Raw genomic sequence first — 16,134 nt, 5'->3', positions numbered from 1 at the left:
TCGCGACCACCGCCAGCGTCGTGTACGCGAGCGTGAAGCCACCACCGAGCGCGTCGATGGCCGCGCCGACGCCGGCGAGCACGTCGGCCAGCGACGTCAGAGCGCCAGGGCGGCCGCGACCGGGAGGTGGTCGCTGCCCGTCGCGGGCAACGTCCATGACGCCACCGGTCGCACCCCCGTCACGAAGACCTGGTCGATCCGCGCCAGCGGCAGCCCGGCGGGCCAGCTGAACCCGAACCCGTCGCCCGCGTCGTCCTGCGCGGACCGCATCCGCGCGGTGATGGGCGCGAGAGCCCGGTCGTCGGCCGTGCCGTTGAAGTCGCCGACCAGGATCGTGCGCGGCGCCGGCTCCCCCGCCACCGCGTCGGCGAGCAGGCCGATCGCTTCGTCGCGCCCGGTGGCCGTGAAGCCCGCATCGAGCCGGACGCGGACCGACGGCAGGTGCGCGACGAAGACCGCCACCGGGCCCTTCGGAGTGTCCACTGTGGTCCGGAGCGCACGGGTCCACGGCATGATCGCCACCGGACGTGTGTCGCTCAGCGGGAACGTGCTCCAGACTCCGACCGTCCCCTGCACCGAGTGGTGCGGGTAGCCGGCCGCGAGCGCGTCTTCGTACTTCGGGATCTCGGACTTCTTCAGCTCCTCCAACGCGATCACCTGCGCACCCGAGGCGGCCAGGGCGCGCGCGGTGCCGGCCGGGTCCGGGTTCTCGTCGTTGACGTTGTGGGAGACGATCGTCAGGTCGCCGCCGGCTCCCGTCTTGTCGATCAGCCTGCCGCCGAAGGAGCCGCCCCAGACCAACGCCGGCAGCAGCAGCGACACGAGCGCGAGCGCGGAACGCCGGACGAGCGCCGCCACGAGCAGGGGCAGCACGAGCAGGCCCGTCCACGGCAGGAACGTCTCCAGCAGGCTGCCGGCGTTGCCCACCCAGTTGGGCACCAGCGAGTGCGCGAGCAGGAGCACCGCCGTCAGGGCGGAGAAAACCGCGATGCCCCGGCCGCGGCGCCAGGTTCCGCGGTCCGGCGCGGTCGTTTCCGGTTCCAGGGTCGCCGTCACCGGGTCGCCGCCGGCAGTTCCCGCTGGATCGCCGAGATGAGCGTCTCGCTGGTTTCCAGCGCGGCCCGCAGCCCGGCCGCCGGGCTGCCGCCCGGGTTCTGGTGCAGGACGACACCGAGGATCAGCGCGCCGCCGCCGGTCCGCGCCGCCCACATCAGGGCGCCGCCGGCCGCGGTCGACGAGCCGGTCTTCAGCCCGATCACGCCGTGGCGGCCGAGGAGGGTGTTGGTGTTGACGACGTCACCGGGCACGCCGTCGACACGCAGGCTCGCGGTGCCGACGATCGCGCGGATCACGTCGTTCTTCATGACTTCGCGCGCCAGCCGCAGCTGGTCGGTGGCGGTGCTCGTCGTCGAGTCCTCGACCCCGCTGGCGCCGGTGTAGGTGGTGCTGGTCATGCCGAGCGCGGCGGCCTCGCGGTTCATCTTCGCGACGAACGCTTCCTGGCTGCCGGCGTCCCACCGGGCGAGCAGGCGGGCGACGTTGTTGCCGGACGGGACGAGCATGAGCGACAGGAGGTCCCGTTCGCTGATCTCGCGCCCGGCGCGGACCGGGGCGGTCGACTCCTCGGACGACGTCGACTCGGCTTCCGCCTGCTGGTCGACGGTGATCCGCGGACCCGCCTCACCCCCGGCGAGCGGATGGTCCTTCAGCACGACGTAGGCGGTCATGACCTTGGTGACGCTCGCGATCGGCACGGGCTGCCGATCCCCGCGGCTGCCCAGCGAACCCAGGCCCTGCACCTCGACGCTGGCCTGTCCCTCGGCCGGCCACGGCAGCGGGAGGTCGACGACGGGCCGCGCGGCACTCGCGCGGCCGTCGACGGTGGGCGGGAAGAGCACCCAGCAGGCCACGGCGAGAGCCACCGCCACGGCGGCGGCGAGCCCGCCGGCGACGGGTGGGATGCGGGTACGGGACATGGGTTCCTCCGGGTGCCGGGGCGCTTCTCGAGCGCACACCGTCACTTTGTCCGGAGAAGATCGCCGGGCCGTCGGGGTTGTTCGACAGGTCTGAACCAGAAATGTCCCGGTTCTGTACCAGAGGCGGGCTCCGACGCCGTGAACGACCCGTTCACGCCACCCGACGCAGAGCCCCAGCGAAGTCGCCTGCGGGCCCGCGCCGGGGCCGCCTCCACCGCAGTGAATGACTCATTCCTGGCGTCCGGCGCCAGGAATGAGTCATTCACTGCGTCGAGTTCGGGCCGGCGGCGGAAATGGCGCGGGACCGGCCCCCCTCCGCCGCGCACGGAGAGAAGCCGGTCCCGCTGGTCTGGGCCCCTCAGCTCACGTGGACGTAGTCGACCACGAGCTGCTGCGGGAACTGGGTGCTGCCGTCGGGGTCGCCGGGCCAGTAGCCGCCGACCGCCAGGTTCAGGATCACGAAGAAGTCGTGGTTGAACACCCACTGGTTGCCGCCGACGTCGGCCGGCGTGCGGGTCTGGTAGGCGTTGCCGTCGACCGACCAGACGATGCGATCGGCGGACCAGTCGATCGCGTACGTGTGGAAGTCGTCGGAGAAGTTCGGGCCGTTGTAGGCCGCGCCGATGCCGCCCGAACCCGAGTAGCCCGGGCCGTGGATGGTGCCGTGCACGGTGTTCGGCTCGAAGCCGACGTTCTCCATGATGTCGATCTCGCCGCACTGCGGCCAGCCGACGTTGCCGATGTCCGAGCCCAGCATCCAGAACGCGGGCCACATGCCCTGCCCGCGCGGCAGCTTCATCCGGGCCTCGATGTGCCCGGACGACGCGGTGAACTTGCCGGAGGTGTTGAGCCGCGCCGACGTGTACTCGCAGGCGCCGTACCAGCAGTTGTTCCCGCTGTTCTCCTTCTTGGCGGTGATCACGAGGTGGCCCTGGCCGTCGAGCGCCGCGTTGGCGGTGCCGTCGGTGTACCACTGACGCTCGTGGTTGTTCACGTTGTCGCCGGTTTCGTGGACCCACTTCCCGCCGTCGACCCCGCTGCCCGCCGGGCCGTCGAAGTCGTCGGTGAAAGAGGCCAGCACCGACGCCGGTGCTGCCTGGACCTGCGGTGCGGTCACCAAGGCGCCGGCCACGAGGAGGGCCGCGGGTGCCACCAGCAGGCGGGTCGTCCGCCGCCATCGGGCGGAGTTCCTGGTCGACATCGTCGTCGCCCCTTCCGTTCCGCGGGCGACGGCTGGCGGCTCACCGGCACCCTATTTGTTGTGGATGGCAACAAAGTATGAACGGATAGGTGGCGAAGAACAAGGTTAACCGGTCGGACATTTTCCGACGAGTACCCGATGGTCCGGACCACCGGGTACTTTCGGGCAACTCAGGCGGCCGAGCGCTGGATGCAGTCGAGGCCGATGCCCAGCGGAGTCGCCAGGTACTGGCAGATGTGCGTCGCGTGCGCCTCGTCGGCCTGCGTGCAGGCCACCGGCACGCCGGCCAGGTCGACCACGCAGTAGGCGTAGAACTGGGTCCGGTTGCCCGGGACGGGGTCGGCCGACGCCGGAGCCGCCACGGCGACCACCGCGGAAACCGTGAGCGCCGCGGCCGCCAGCCCGGAGGCCATTCGGATCTTCATCGTGCTCTCCTTCCGCACTTTCCCTGTGTGCCAGGGGTTTGTGCTGGAGAAGATTCCCCGTCGGACGCGCGTTCACCTCCGGGTCACCGGAAAGTGTCACCCCAGCCAATCGTTCACATCCATGACCATCGTTCAGCTCATTGACGCACGTCACATGCCTGACCTATAAAGGGAAGGTCCGGGTGTACGCCGCAACACCTCCGCTGTTCCCGTTCCCGGAGGTTCTTGGTGTCCCCACGAAGCCGTGCCGTCCTCCTCGGTGCCGCCACGATCTCGGCCGCGCTCGCGCTGACCGGCGCGCAGGCCGCGGCGGCGAACCTGTCCGCCACCGGCGGGACCGGCGTCTCGACGGCCGCCCAGCTGCAGGCCGCTCTCGCCAACGCCGTCCCGGGTCAGGTGATCGAGCTGGCGGCCGGCACCTACCGAGGCTCGTTCGTCACGACGAAGTCCGGCACCGCCGCGAAACCCATCACGCTGGCGGGCCCGGCGAACGCCGTCCTGATCAACGACGGCCCGTCGGGCGAAGCCCCCGGCTGCCCCGCGCCGACCGCGGGCTGGGACTCGGGCTACGGACTGTGGCTCTCCGGCGCGCCGTACTGGAACCTCACCGGCTTCACCGTGCAGGAGTCCAAGAAGGGCATCGTCGTCGACGACTCGCCGCACACGACGATCGACGGCGTGACCGTCCACCACGTCGACGAGGAGGCGGTCCACTTCCGCCGCTCGTCGGCCGACAGCGTGCTGAAGAACTCGACGATCACCTACACCGGACTGGTGCAGCCCAGCTACGGCGAAGGCGTCTACCTCGGCTCGGCCCACTCGAACTGGGCCTGCCACGGCAACTCCGGCGGCGTCGACCGCGGCGACCGGATCCAGGTGCTGGACAACCACATCGGCCCGTTCGTCGCGGCGGAACCCATCGACGTCAAGGAAGGCACGTTCGACGGCTTGATCCGCGGCAACACCTTCGACGGCCGCGGCATCTCCGGCGAGAACTCGGCGGACTCCTGGATCGACGTCAAGGGCATCGGCTACACGATCGAGAACAACACGGGCACCTTCTCCGCACCCGGCACGTTCGCCAACGGCTACGAGAACCACAACACGAGCACCTCGCCGTCGTTCGCCAACGGCTGCGGGAACGTGTGGCGGAACAACAAGTCCGACCTGGGCGGGGCCGGCGCCTACGCGATCAAGATCAGCTCGGTGTCGAAGTGCGCGGCGAACCCGAACGTGGTGTACGCGTCGAACACGGTCACGAACGCGACAGCGGGACTGACGAACATCCCGGTCACGCCGTAATCACAGGTTCATGGCCAGCCACAGGGCCACCCACGCGGTGGCGGCGAGCACTGCGCCCGCCGCCACCGCGAGGAGGACCCGCCGCAGGCCTCGGGCGGGTGTCGCCGGTGTCTCGATGTGGTCCATGAAGTCGATCATGAACCACGCGGGCCGATCGGGACAGCCGGCGCGCTCGTCCGGGCGACACCTGCGCGGGGTACCCCGAATGGTGGCGACGCACGTCACCCCGGGTCACGGGAACACCGGACCGGCCCAGGCGTTGTACCGGGTGTCGGTACGGCGGTGCCCCCGGGCCTCACCCCTTGCCTTCACGGAATACCGGTAACGCTGGAGCCGTGTCGTGCCTTCCGCCGCGAGGCGGCCCCCGTACCGGCCCCAACTCCCGTTCCCTCCCGGGCCTCCCCCGTGCGCCCGGGCGGGAGCGGGTCTACGGCACGATCGAGTCGACGTACCCGCCGTCGACGCGCACGGCCGCGCCCGTCGTCGCCGAGGCGAACGGGGAACTGAGGTACACCACCAGGTTCGCGATCTCCTCGGGCTCGATCAGGCGCTGCAGCAACGACTGCGGCCGGTGCTTCTTCATGAACTCCCGCTGCGCCTCGTCCCACGGCAGGTCCTTGTCCACCAGCTCGTAGACGAAGTCCTCGACGCCGCCGGTGTGCGTCGGCCCCGCGATCACCGCGTTCACCGTGACCCCGGTGCCGGCCGCGTGCTTGGCGAACCCGCGTGAGACGCCGAGCAGCGCCGTCTTCGACACTCCGTAGTGGATCATCTCGGCCGGGATCACGATCGCCGAATCGCTGGCGATGTACTGGATCCGGCCCCAGCCGCGCCCGGTCATGCCGGGCAGGTAGGCGCGGGTGAGCCGCACCGCGGCCAGGACGTTGACCTCGAAGTACCGCCGCCAGTCGGCGTCGGTGATGTCCAGGGGCTCCTGGGCACCGAAGATGCCGAGGTTGTTGACGAGGATGTCGGCGTCCGGCACCTCCTCGACGACCTGCGCCGCGCCGGCCTCGTCCGAGACGTCACCCGGCGCCGGCACCAGGTCGGCGTCCGGCAGATCCTCCTTGAGGCGCGCGATGGCCTTCAAGACCCCGGTCTCGCTCCGGCCGTTGATCGCGACCCGCGCGCCGGCGGCCGCGAGTCCGGCCGCGATCGCCGAGCCGATGCCCTGGGTGGACCCGGTGACCAGCGCCGTCTTCCCGCTCAGGTCGACCCGCATCTGCAAACCCTTCCTCGCGTCGGCCTCTTCTCCGGCGCCGATTCAAGCACAGCTGCCCGGGGCGCACCGGCTGGAAAACCGGTTGCCGCAACGGGCCCGTCGCCGCCACCCTCGGCGCATGACCTCGAACCGCACCTCGCTCCCGCCGACCGTCGCCGCGACCCCCGCGCCGGTCCGGCAGCAGCCGGGGCGCCCGCGGAGGTCGAGCACTCCGGCACCGTGACCGGCGCGCTGGTCGCCGGCCTGCTGGCCGGCTACGGCATCGCGATCCCGGTCGGCGCCGTCGCGACCTACCTCGTCGCGCTCACCGCCCGCACGTCGCTGCGCACCGGCTTGGCCGCGGCTCTCGGCGTTGCCACGGCCGACGGCGTGTACGCGCTGGTGGCGGTGCTCGGCGGCGCCGCGGTCGCGGGACTCGTCGCCCCGATCGCCGGGCCGTTGCGGCTGGCGTCGGCCGGGATCCTGCTCGTGCTGGCGATCCGCGGCGCCGTCCTGGCGCTGCGGTCCCACCGCGGCGCGACCGCCCGGCCCGTGACGCCGCTCGCGCCCGGCCGCGCCTACGTCAGCCTGCTCGGCATCACGCTGGTGAACCCGACGACCGTCGTCTACTTCACCGCCCTGGTCGTCGGCGACCGCGCCGGCACCGCGGTGTCGGTGCCCGAGCAGGTCGTGTTCGTGCTCGCCGCGTTCGCCGCCTCGGCGAGCTGGCAGGCCCTCCTGGCCGGCGGCGGGGCCCTGCTCGGCCGGGTCCTCACCGGACCGCGTGGCCGGTTGGTGACGGCGCTGGTGTCGAGCGCGGTGATCGCCGCCCTGGCCGTCCGGCTTGTCCTCACCTGAGGGGGAAACCGTTGCGGTGTAACGCTTTGCCCGGTTTCCGGCCGCACGACGGAAGACGTTCGGCGCCCGGTTCCGCGGCTAGCCTGGGCGGGACGCGGACGGAGGCGGCCATGACGATGCCGATGGGGACGATGTCCGGCTGGGACATCGCGGGAGCGACCCTGCTGGTGCTTTGGGCGCTCGCGATGGGGGCGGCGGTCGGTGTCCTGGCGTACGCGAACCGGGGGCCGGTGCGCCCGTGGGTGTACCGCGGCTCGGTCGCGGTGATCGGTGTCGGCGTGCTCGGGCAGCTCGGCCACGTCCAGGAGCACATCGCCCAGGTCGGTTACTGGCTCGGGCACCCGGACTCCCCCGCGTGGATGACACCGTGGGGCACCGGGCTCGCGAACGGCTTGCAGACGCTTCTGCCGGACCGCAAGACGTTCGGGATGGAGCTGCTGCACCTCACCGGCAACTGCGTCTTCCTCGCCGGGCTCGCCGGGGTCATGGTGATCACGCGGCGGGCACTGGGCACCCGCGCCCGCCGCTGGGCGAAGATGGGCGTGTGGATGCAGGGCCTGCACGGGCTCGAGCACCTGGCCCTCACGCTCTCGATCGGCTTCGGCGCGCCCCGCGCGATCGGGCTGTCGACGTTCTTCGGCCTCGTCGACCCGGGCACCGGGCTGACGACCTACCGCGTGTGGTGGCACTTCGTCGCGAACGTGGTCGGTTCGATCATCTTCGGATTGGCGCTGTACCACCTGTGGCGCGAACGTCGCGAAGTCCGCGCCACCTTCTTCCTCCGGCCGGTCCCGGAGGTCACCCGGCAGGCGGCGTAGCGCAGGTCAGCGTCGGCGCCGCCCAGTCCGCGTGGTCGTTGCCGTTGCCGTCCCCGCCGTCGCTCACCAGCAGGTCCAGGACCTGGGCGCCGGTGACGTCGACGTCGATCGGGACCGCCGCCTGCCCGCCGCGCACCACCGGCGTCGTCACCCGGGTCACGCCGTCCACCGAGACGCTGAAACTCACGCTGCCACCGGTGCCTGTCTCGCCGTCGACGCCGGCCGAAGCGGTCAGCCGGGTGCAGGCGCCGGCCAGGTAGAGCTGGACGTCACTCGCCGCGTGCACGCCCAAGCCCTTCGCGTACGCGACCCCGCCGACGGTCATCGGCTTGCCGTCGCCCGCGCTCGCCTCGCCGTTGCTGGCGTCACGCTCGACCGGGCCCCAGCCGTTCGTCGCCGTCAGGAACGGCAGCGAGCTCACCGCCACCTCGCCCGCGGGTGGTGCCGGAGGCACGGCGCCGACGATGCGTTCGCCGGACACCGATCCGGGCCGTCCGGCCTGCCGGTACGCCACCGCCACCTTCAGCGCGGCCGTGTCCACTGTGGATGGAGCGGTGACGGGCCACGAGAACGACGCCGAGCCGCCGCCGTCGATGCGCGCGACCGAAGGCGGGGACGCGGGCCCGACCGTCCACCCGGCCGGCGCGGTCAGCACCGGCTTCACGTCGAACGCCGGCGGCGCGCCCGCGGGCACCCGCACCGTCGCCGAAGCGGTGAACGACTGCCCGCCCGACACGGTGTCCGGCGCGGTCAGGGACACCCCCGCGGTCGGCGCCGCCGGCATCGCGTACCGCCCGGGGTCGAAGCCGGGCGAGGCGTTCTGCTTCACCGTCAACGGCGAGCGGTAGCTGCCGTAGTTCGCCCAGGTGATCTTGCCGAGACCGCCCGTGCTGCCGTCGAGGTTCCACACCGCCACGGCGATGGTGTTGCGGCCGTTCGGGTTCAGGATCCCGTTCGGGATCGGGAAGCTGTGCTGCGGCCCGAGGTAGTTGACGTACTGGCCGAGCTGCCAGCCGTTGACGAAGATCAGCGCCCGGTACTGCCGCGCGGGATCGTCGGTGATCGTCAGGCCGAGCGAGGTGTCCTGGCCGCGCGGCAGATCCAGGTCGGCGGTGGTCCGGTACCAGGACACGCCCGGCGTCGAGTCCTTCGCCGGCAACGAAGCCGGCGTCCAGCGCCCGTCGGGGAAGCCGGGCAGGGACCAGCCCGCGCGCTCGCCGTACAGCCCGCCGGTGTTGAGCGGCCCCCGGACCGGGTCGAGCCCCGTCTCGCCGCCGCGGACACCCTGCAGCCGCCAGGTCACCGACGTCAGCGGCGCCCCGGTCAGCCGGGCGGAGATGAGCCCGCGCGCGGCCTTGTTGCCGTTGTTCGCGCCGTAGTCCTCCTCGTGGCCCATGTTCACGGTGAGCACGGAGAGCTCGTTCTCCCCCGCGCGCAGCGCGCCCGCCGGGAAGGGGAAAGTGTGCTGGGGATCCTTCGAGCTGCCGAGGAAGACACCGTTGAGCCACACCGAGAACGCACCGGCCGGCCCGCCGCTCTGGCTCGACAGCGTGATCCCGGTCTGCTTCCCGTCGCCGGTGAACCGGCCGCGGTACCACGTGTTGCCGGTGTGGAAGCCGTAGTCGTCGGCGAAGAGCACCGGTTTCGTGCCGACCGCCGTCGAACTGTTGGAGGTGTCCTTGTCGGCCACCGGCCAGGCCGAGTCGTCGAAGCCGGGCTGGCTCTCCGGCGACTCCTGCTGGTGCTTCCAGCCGCTCAACGCCGGGAGCGTCACGGCCTGCGCCGTCGGCGCGGTGGCGTCGAGACTGCCGCTCGACGTCGGCCGGGTCGCGACCCGGGATCCGTTCCACGACACCGACTTCTCGCTGCCGAAGACCTCGAACGCGCCGTCGGTGCCGGTGTCGCCGGTCAACGCGAGGGTGCCGTGGTCGTCGACCGCGGTCCGCACCAGGTGCGTGCCGCGGACCAGCACCGGGCCCGCCGCGGTGTCCTGGCGCCAGAACGTCGCCGCCGTCGCCTTGTCGGCGAGCAGCAGGAGCAACGGGCGCTGCCCGGGGGCGGTGACGAGCACACGAGCCAGGCCGTCGTGGGTGTAGTTCAGCCGCAGGTCGCCACGGGCCGCGTCCCAAGTGGACGTCGCGCTGCCGCCGAGCACCTGCACGGACGGCTGCTGCGCGAACCGCAGCACGGTTTCGCCCGGGCCACCCTTGTCCCCGTAGAGGACCGCGACGTCCCGGCCGCCGATGGCCGCGCTCGTCATGATCTCCGACGTCGAATACTGCATCCGCGTCCGCCCGAGGTCGTACCCGGCGACGACGATCTTCGACTGCCGGCCGTTCAGCGTGAGGCCGGTGCCGGGCTGCTGCGGCACGACCGGGTAGTAGTCGGCGCTGCCCGACAGCAGGTCGACGGCGTCGACCACGACGAACGGCCCGGTCGCGTTCGCGTTCTTCTGCCCGGTGACGACGATCTTCAGCGTGTGCGCCCCGGCGGGCAGGCCGCGCACCTCGTAGCCGGTGACCTGGTTCTGCTTGCTCGCCGCGTAGAGGTCGACGGTGCTGACCTTCGCGTCGTCGAGGTAGACGTCGGCGATGCCGTGGCTCGGGTCCTTCGACGTCACCCAGCGGATCCCGGTGCCGGTGAAGGGGATGCTCACGCTGTCGCCGGTGACCTCCGAGAACGACTCGGTGTGCTGGTAGTCGCCGCCGGTGTAGTTCACCTCCGGCCCGACGTGGCTCCAGGTGCCGGTGTAGCCGACCTCGCCCGCGCGGTCGTCGTAGGTGTAGCCGGCGTGCGCGGCGAGGTCGAGCGCGAGGCTGGTGGTGTTCGTGGCGGTGGACGTCGAATCGGTGTGGCGCAGGGTGTGGAACTGCGTGCGGGTGTCCGGGTTGATCCGGGCGGTGTCGGTGAGGGCCGGATCGGTGAGCGGCGCGCCGGCCAGCCCGTCGGTCTTGGTCAGCGGGGCGACGGACTGGGTGAAGTAGCCGATCAGCTTGTCTTCGTTGTACTTCGGGTCGAACTGCCGGGCTTCGGTGATCGCGGCGCCGTAGTCGTAGGACGTGTAGTTCTGCGGGATCGCGCTCCAGCCCCACGACGTGCCGCCGTGCAGCATGTAGAAGCTCTGGCCGGTGGCGCCGACCGCGATGTTCTGCTTGTAGAAGACGTTGGCGAACTGGTCGTTGATCAGCTGCGCGCACTTCTCGTAGCCCGGGCCGCCCCACGGGTCGAAGGCGCCGCCCTGGAATTCGGCGGTGATCAGCGGCTTGCCGGGGACGTGGTCATAGCTGATGTCGGGGACGCCGTTCCAGCGCGTCGGGTTGGAGCAGTCGAAGCCCTGCGGGTAGGAGTCGGCGGCGTCGACGTCGAGCGCGGCGTCGCCGGCGTTGAAGGTGCCGTTGTTGTTGCCCACCAAGGGAACGGTGATGCCGTCGGCGCGGGCCTTGTCTTCGAGGTGCTTCATGTACGCGCGGCCGTCGGCGTTGCCGTTGTAGTACTCGTTCTCGACCTGGTAGGCGAGCACGCTGCCGGTGCCGTTCGTGAGCTGGTGGCGCGCGATGATCCGGTCGATCTGCGTCTGCCACTCGTCGGAGTACTTCAGGTAGACGGGGTCGGCGCTGCGGGTGTGGCCGGGGGTGGTGGACAGCCAGGTCGGGAAGCCGCCGCCGTCGACCTCCGCGTTGATGTAGGGCCCGGGCCGCGCGATGACGTAGAGCCCGGCCTGCTGCGCCACGTCGAGGAGCTTGTCGAGGTCGCGGACGCCGGTGAAGTCGTAGACGCCCTGGCGCGGCGAGTGGTAGCCCCAGTCGAAGTACAGCGACGTCGAATTGAAGCCGGCCGCCTTCATCTTCTGGAAGATGTCGAGCCAGAGGTCGGGGCTCGGGAGGCGGTAGGAGTGGAACTCCCCCGACCAGAGGTAGGTGCGGTTGCCGTCGACCAGGAAGGAGTAGCCGTCGTAGGTGACGGTGTGCCCGGCCTTCGGCGGCGCGGCCGTGGCCGGCGGGACGGTCACCCCGACCAGGGCGAGCACGGCGACGAGCAGAGTCCGGACGACGGCACGCATGCGGGGACCTCCGGGCGGCGGGGACCAGAACCGAACACGATGCTTCGCCGATCACACAGAAGCGGTCAAGATACAACACCGGGATGGATCAGTGCCGAGGTAGTGTTAGCGCTAACAGCACTCCGCGAATGTCTTGAATGAGTCATTCAGGTCGTCGGAAGTCCTGAATGACTCATTCAAGACGTTTCAGCGGGGGCCGGTGCTCTCCCGCACGATCAGCTCGGCCGGCACGAGGTGCCGCGCCCGGACGTCGCCGCCCGCCATGCGGTCTTCCAGGAGCCCGAACGTCTTCCGGCCGACCTCGATGAAGTCCTGGCGGACCGTCGTCAGCGGCGGGTTGAAGTACGCCGCCTCCGGGACGTCGTCGAAGCCGGCGACGTGGACGTCCTCCGGCACGCGGATCCCGGCCTCGGTGAACGCGCGCAGCACACCCAGCGCCATCTGGTCGTTGGCCGAAAACACCGCCTTCAGCCCGCGCTTGCCGACCAGCGCCCGGCCGGCCTCGTAGCCGGACCGCGGGCTCCAGTCGCCGCGCACGACCGCCGGCACCCGGAGGCCGCGTCGTTCCAGGGTTTCGCGCCAGCCGCGTTCGCGGTCGCGCGCCTCCAGCCAGTCCTCCGGTCCGGCGACGTGCCAGACCGTGCGGTGGCCGAGGGCGAGCAGGTGCTCGGTGGCGCGGCGGGCGCCGTCGTACTGGTCGACCGAGATCACCGGCACGGGCGCCGACTTGCCACCGCCGACCGCCACCACCGGGATGTCGCCCGGCACCGCGGCCAGCGCCCGCCCGGCCGTGACGTGCGGGGCGATGACGACGATCCCCTCGACCGCCTGGCGCCGCAGGCTCTCCACCGCGTCGCCGATCGACGTCCGGCCCGGCCGGGTGACGCTGCAGATCGCGACGCCGTACCCGGCTTCGCGCGCCGCGTTTTCGATGCCGTACAGGGTGCTCGCCGGCCCGTAGAGGTTCGACTCCAGCGCGACCACGCCGAGCGTGCCCGACCGGCCGGTGACCAGCGTCCGCGCGGCGGTGTTGGGCCGGTACCCGAGCTTCTGCACGGCGGCGAGGACGCGCTCGCGGGTCTCCGGGCGCACCGGCCCGCTCTCGTTGACCACGCGCGAGACGGTCATGTGCGACACCCCGGCCATGCCGGCGACGTCGGCCAGGCTGGGCTGCCGCGGCCCCGGGGCCGACGTCCTGGCCTGCTCCCCCGGCTTCGCCCGGTCCACCACCCTGGCCCCCTCCACTTCGTGCTGTGCCACCACCCACGAGACCGTACCGCCGAAGGGGCCGGCACCGGCGGACGCCGGGCGCGTCAGGACCAGCCGAGCGGGACGGAGAGCGCTTTCACGACCGCCGTGACGTTCTGGGACGCCTTCGCCCAGGAAGTGGCGGCGGGCTGGGCGCTCAGCACGACGACGATGTAGCGGCGCCCGCCGACGAGCCCGCTGGTGTGCAGGTTGCGGCCCGGGTCGCAGCAGGACCAGCCCTGCTTCACCGCCCAGTCGGTCGCGGTGACCGCACCCGGGATGCCGAAGAACTGGTCGAAGCCGTCCGCGCCGTGTTCGGTGGCGCCGTCGAGCGCGCGCAGGACGACCTGCCGGGTGCCCGCCGGGGCGTCGTCCATGAGGTACCGGTAGGTGCGGACGAGGTCGGCGGCGGTGACGAGGGTGCTGCCCCAGTGCCCGGCGTCGGCGGGCGGGGTCGTCGCCCGCAGCCCGATCCGTGCCGCCCACGACGTGACGATCTTCGCCTCGCCGAGCTTCGTCCAGAGCCGGCTCGCGATGTCGTCGTCGCTGCGGGACAGCATTTCGGCGACCTCACCGGCGGGCTCGCCTCGCCGCAGGGCTTCGAAGGCGATGAACAGCTTGACCAGCGACGCGGAGGTGTAGGTCGCGTCCGGGCGGTACGAGACGACGTCACGGCCGTTCTTGCGGTCGTGGACGAGCACGCTGAGCTTCCCCGGCACGAGCTTCGCCAGCGAGGCGCCCTCCGGCACCGGCTTCACCGGCGTCGCCGGCGGTGCCGAAGTCGCCGTCGTCGCGATGCTCGTCGTCAACGACGGCGCGGTCGTGAGCGGCGGGCCGGCCGCGGCGACGGGTGCCGGCGGCCGGATCGCCGCGGCCACGACGAGCATCGCCGCCACCGCGCCGGCGCACGTCCCGGCCAGCAGCATCGCGTTTCCCCTGTGCATACCGGCTCTTGTCCACACGCCGCGGAAGTGTTCGGCCGGAAGGACCCGAATGTGGCCTGCGTCTCATCCGGCCGGGCGATCGGGGACGCGGGCTATGGGTCGCGACAACCAGTAGCGTGACCAGAATCGTGGAACGGCTCGACCGGCCCGACCTCGCCGCGAAGGATCCGAAAGAGGTCTTCTCGCGGCTCTTCGACGAGTACGCCCATCCCCTGCGCGGCTACCTCGCGGGCCGGGTGGGCGTGCACGCCGCCGACGACCTCGTGGCGGAGACGTTCGTCGTCGCGCTGCGCAGACGGACCAGCTACGACCCCGAGAAGGCGCCGATCCGCGGCTGGCTCTACGGGATCGCGACCAACCTGCTGCGCAACCACGTGCGCCAGGAGGTCCGCGGGTTCCAGCTGACGGCGAAGGCCGGCGCCGAAGAGCGTCCGGAAGAAAACCACGACGCCGCGGTGGCCGGCCGGGTCGACGCGGCCGCACGCCTGCGCGTCCTGGCCGGCGAGCTCGCCGCGCTGTCCGAACAGGACCGTGACGTCCTGCTGCTCACGTCCTGGGCCGGGCTGGAACCGGCCGAAGTCGCCGAGGCGCTCGGCGTGCCCGCCAGCACGGTCCGCTCGCGCCTGCACCGCGTCCGCCACCGCCTCCAGGCCCTGCTCGTCCCCACCGAGGAGAACCCCCATGCATGAGCTCGACGACACCCTCGAGCTGCTCCACCGCGACGCCCGCAAGGCACCCGCCGACCTGACCGCGGCCCGCGCGAAGCTGATGGCGGAGCTGGACGCCGGCTCGACCGTCGTGCCGCTGCGGCCGAGGCGCGCCCGCCGGTTCGGCCTGCCGATCGCCGCCGCCGTGGCCGGGGTGGTCGCGGTGACGGTCGCCGTCGTCCAGACGGGTTCGTCCGGGCCCACCGCCGGGCCGGCGCCCGCGCCCCCGGCGCCGAGCACGAACCCGGGCGCGAACCCGACCGCGAACTGGCCCGACATCAAGCTGATGTCGGCGACGCAGGTGCTGGACCGGGCGGCCGACCTCAGCGTCGGCGCGGTCGACCAGCCCGTCGGCCCCGGGCAGTTCCGGTACGTCGGCGAGCACACGTGGGTCGGGCGCGGCGTCCAGACCGGCGACGCGACCGGTTACACGTACCTGTGGGAGCAGCAGGTCGACCTCTGGATCCCGGCCAACGCCCACGACGTCTGGCAGCAGAACCGCAAGATCCTCGACACCGGCAAGTTCCTGGGCGGGTCGCAGCCGCAGTCCCAGTCGCCCGAGCCGGAGATCACCGACACCGACCAGGGCCAGTGGCAGGGCCGGTGCGGCGACTTCTTCCCGAAGTCGAAGCCGGCGAAGAAGTGCGACGACCCCACGGACTGGGACAGCCCGGCGTTCTACGCGAAGCTGCCGCACGACCCGGCCGCGCTGTACGCGAAGCTGCAGAGCCTGACGAAGGGCCGCGGCTCGACGCCGTCCGCGATGTTCCACTTCGGCATCGAGATCCTGCGGGCCGGGGTGATGCCCGCCGAGCTGCGCGCGCAGTGGTACCGGGCGCTGGCGAAGATCCCGGGCATGACGGTGCTGGCGGCGGAGACGAACCTCGACGGCCGCACGGGCGTCGCGCTCGGCCTCGACGACCGGCACGAGATCCGGCAGCTGATCATCGACCCGGTGACGGGCAGGTTCATCGGCGAGCGGTCGATCGCCGGCGCGGAGCCGGACCAGCCGTGGATCAAGCCGGGCACGGAACTCGGCGCGAGCGCGATCACGACCGCGGTCACCAGCCGACTCGGGGAGGTCCCGGCCAAGTAGCGCACTGCCGTGAAGGGCACCTTCAGGGACCTCAAGTCTGTGAAGGTGCCCTTCACGGCCTGTCAGGTTCGCGTCTTGGGTCCCGCCTGCCGGGTTCCGCCTGCCCGATCCGTCTGCCAGGTCCCACCTGTCGGGGTTCCGCCTTCCCAGCCCCCTGCCGGTTTCGCCTGCCTGGTTCCGCCTGCCGGGTTCCGCTTGTTGGCGGCCGGTCAGCGCCCCAATGTGGCTTTGGGTGCGTCACATCTCGCGGGCGCGGTGGTCATCGCGATCTCCGTGCTGTTCTTCTTCCCCATGATCG

The 16,134-nt window shown here is 71.7% G+C and carries 13 protein-coding genes and 1 pseudogene; 5 read left to right on the top strand and 9 right to left on the bottom strand.

The features are described from left to right. Positions 1 to 96: 96 nt before the first annotated feature. The 4 genes and pseudogenes from AB0M83_RS46220 to AB0M83_RS46205 all read right to left on the bottom strand — a co-directional run bounded on the left by AB0M83_RS46220 (position 97) and on the right by AB0M83_RS46205 (position 3,602). A complete protein-coding gene (locus tag AB0M83_RS46220; RefSeq protein WP_364528375.1) occupies positions 97 to 1,056 on the bottom strand; it encodes an endonuclease/exonuclease/phosphatase family protein in 960 nt (319 codons plus the stop codon). After that, a complete protein-coding gene (locus AB0M83_RS46215; RefSeq protein WP_364528372.1) occupies positions 1,053 to 1,976 on the bottom strand; it encodes a serine hydrolase in 924 nt (307 codons plus the stop codon). Before AB0M83_RS46215 ends, AB0M83_RS46220 begins: the two co-directional genes overlap by 4 nt. A 361-nt stretch (positions 1,977 to 2,337) precedes the next feature. Beyond that, positions 2,338 to 3,177: pseudogene (locus AB0M83_RS46210) on the bottom strand (glycoside hydrolase family 16 protein); the annotation flags it as partial. A 170-nt stretch (positions 3,178 to 3,347) separates the two neighbouring features. Then, positions 3,348 to 3,602, bottom strand: coding sequence for a hypothetical protein (locus tag AB0M83_RS46205; protein WP_364528369.1), 255 nt, complete (start codon positions 3,600 to 3,602; stop codon positions 3,348 to 3,350). A gap of 228 nt (positions 3,603 to 3,830) precedes the next feature. Between AB0M83_RS46205 and AB0M83_RS46200 the strand changes: the two genes are divergently transcribed. Continuing rightward, on the top strand, positions 3,831 to 4,904 hold the full coding sequence (locus AB0M83_RS46200) for a hypothetical protein (RefSeq protein WP_364528367.1): 1,074 nt from the start codon (positions 3,831 to 3,833) through the stop codon (positions 4,902 to 4,904). On the opposite strand, the gene AB0M83_RS46195 is transcribed toward AB0M83_RS46200, so the two are convergent. Together AB0M83_RS46195 and AB0M83_RS46190 are read right to left on the bottom strand one after the other, a co-directional pair. Further along, positions 4,905 to 5,030, bottom strand: coding sequence for a hypothetical protein (locus AB0M83_RS46195; RefSeq protein ID WP_364528364.1), 126 nt, complete (start codon positions 5,028 to 5,030; stop codon positions 4,905 to 4,907). Between the two features lie 301 nt (positions 5,031 to 5,331). Further along, on the bottom strand, positions 5,332 to 6,126 hold the full coding sequence (locus AB0M83_RS46190) for an SDR family oxidoreductase (RefSeq protein ID WP_364528361.1): 795 nt from the start codon (positions 6,124 to 6,126) through the stop codon (positions 5,332 to 5,334). Between the two features lie 219 nt (positions 6,127 to 6,345). Here AB0M83_RS46190 and AB0M83_RS46185 point away from each other — a divergent pair, with 219 nt between their 5' ends. Together AB0M83_RS46185 and AB0M83_RS46180 are read left to right on the top strand one after the other, a co-directional pair. Continuing rightward, a complete protein-coding gene (locus tag AB0M83_RS46185) occupies positions 6,346 to 6,963 on the top strand; it encodes a LysE family transporter (protein WP_364528359.1) in 618 nt (205 codons plus the stop codon). 110 nt (positions 6,964 to 7,073) lie between these two features. Further along, positions 7,074 to 7,781 (top strand): DUF6008 family protein, encoded by a 708-nt coding sequence (locus AB0M83_RS46180; protein WP_364528356.1) that lies wholly within the window; start codon positions 7,074 to 7,076, stop codon positions 7,779 to 7,781. On the opposite strand, the gene AB0M83_RS46175 is transcribed toward AB0M83_RS46180, so the two are convergent. The 3 genes from AB0M83_RS46175 to AB0M83_RS46165 all read right to left on the bottom strand — a co-directional run bounded on the left by AB0M83_RS46175 (position 7,762) and on the right by AB0M83_RS46165 (position 14,033). Next, positions 7,762 to 11,841, bottom strand: coding sequence for a beta-galactosidase (locus AB0M83_RS46175; RefSeq protein WP_364528354.1), 4,080 nt, complete (start codon positions 11,839 to 11,841; stop codon positions 7,762 to 7,764). The genes AB0M83_RS46180 and AB0M83_RS46175 overlap by 20 nt on opposite strands. Positions 11,842 to 12,027: 186 nt before the next feature. Next, the gene (locus AB0M83_RS46170) at positions 12,028 to 13,071 is read right to left on the bottom strand and encodes a LacI family DNA-binding transcriptional regulator (protein ID WP_364528378.1); all 1,044 of its coding nucleotides are present in this window, start codon (positions 13,069 to 13,071) and stop codon (positions 12,028 to 12,030) included. 83 nt (positions 13,072 to 13,154) lie between these two features. After that, positions 13,155 to 14,033 carry a hypothetical protein gene (locus AB0M83_RS46165; RefSeq protein ID WP_364528351.1) on the bottom strand — a complete coding sequence of 293 codons (879 nt, stop codon included), beginning with the start codon at positions 14,031 to 14,033 and terminating at the stop codon, positions 13,155 to 13,157. A gap of 116 nt (positions 14,034 to 14,149) precedes the next feature. On the opposite strand from AB0M83_RS46165, the gene AB0M83_RS46160 reads away from it, so the two are divergent. Both AB0M83_RS46160 and AB0M83_RS46155 read left to right on the top strand, forming a co-directional pair. Then, on the top strand, positions 14,150 to 14,722 hold the full coding sequence (locus tag AB0M83_RS46160; RefSeq protein ID WP_364528348.1) for an RNA polymerase sigma factor: 573 nt from the start codon (positions 14,150 to 14,152) through the stop codon (positions 14,720 to 14,722). Then, positions 14,715 to 15,836 carry a CU044_5270 family protein gene (locus tag AB0M83_RS46155; protein WP_364528345.1) on the top strand — a complete coding sequence of 374 codons (1,122 nt, stop codon included), beginning with the start codon at positions 14,715 to 14,717 and terminating at the stop codon, positions 15,834 to 15,836. The genes AB0M83_RS46160 and AB0M83_RS46155 overlap by 8 nt, the downstream gene beginning before the upstream one ends. Positions 15,837 to 16,134 lie beyond the last annotated feature (298 nt).

The sequence above is a fragment of the Amycolatopsis sp. NPDC051106 genome (assembly GCF_040682775.1).
GTDB lineage: Bacteria > Actinomycetota > Actinomycetes > Mycobacteriales > Pseudonocardiaceae > Amycolatopsis.
This window is presented reverse-complemented; position numbering and strand designations above follow the sequence as displayed.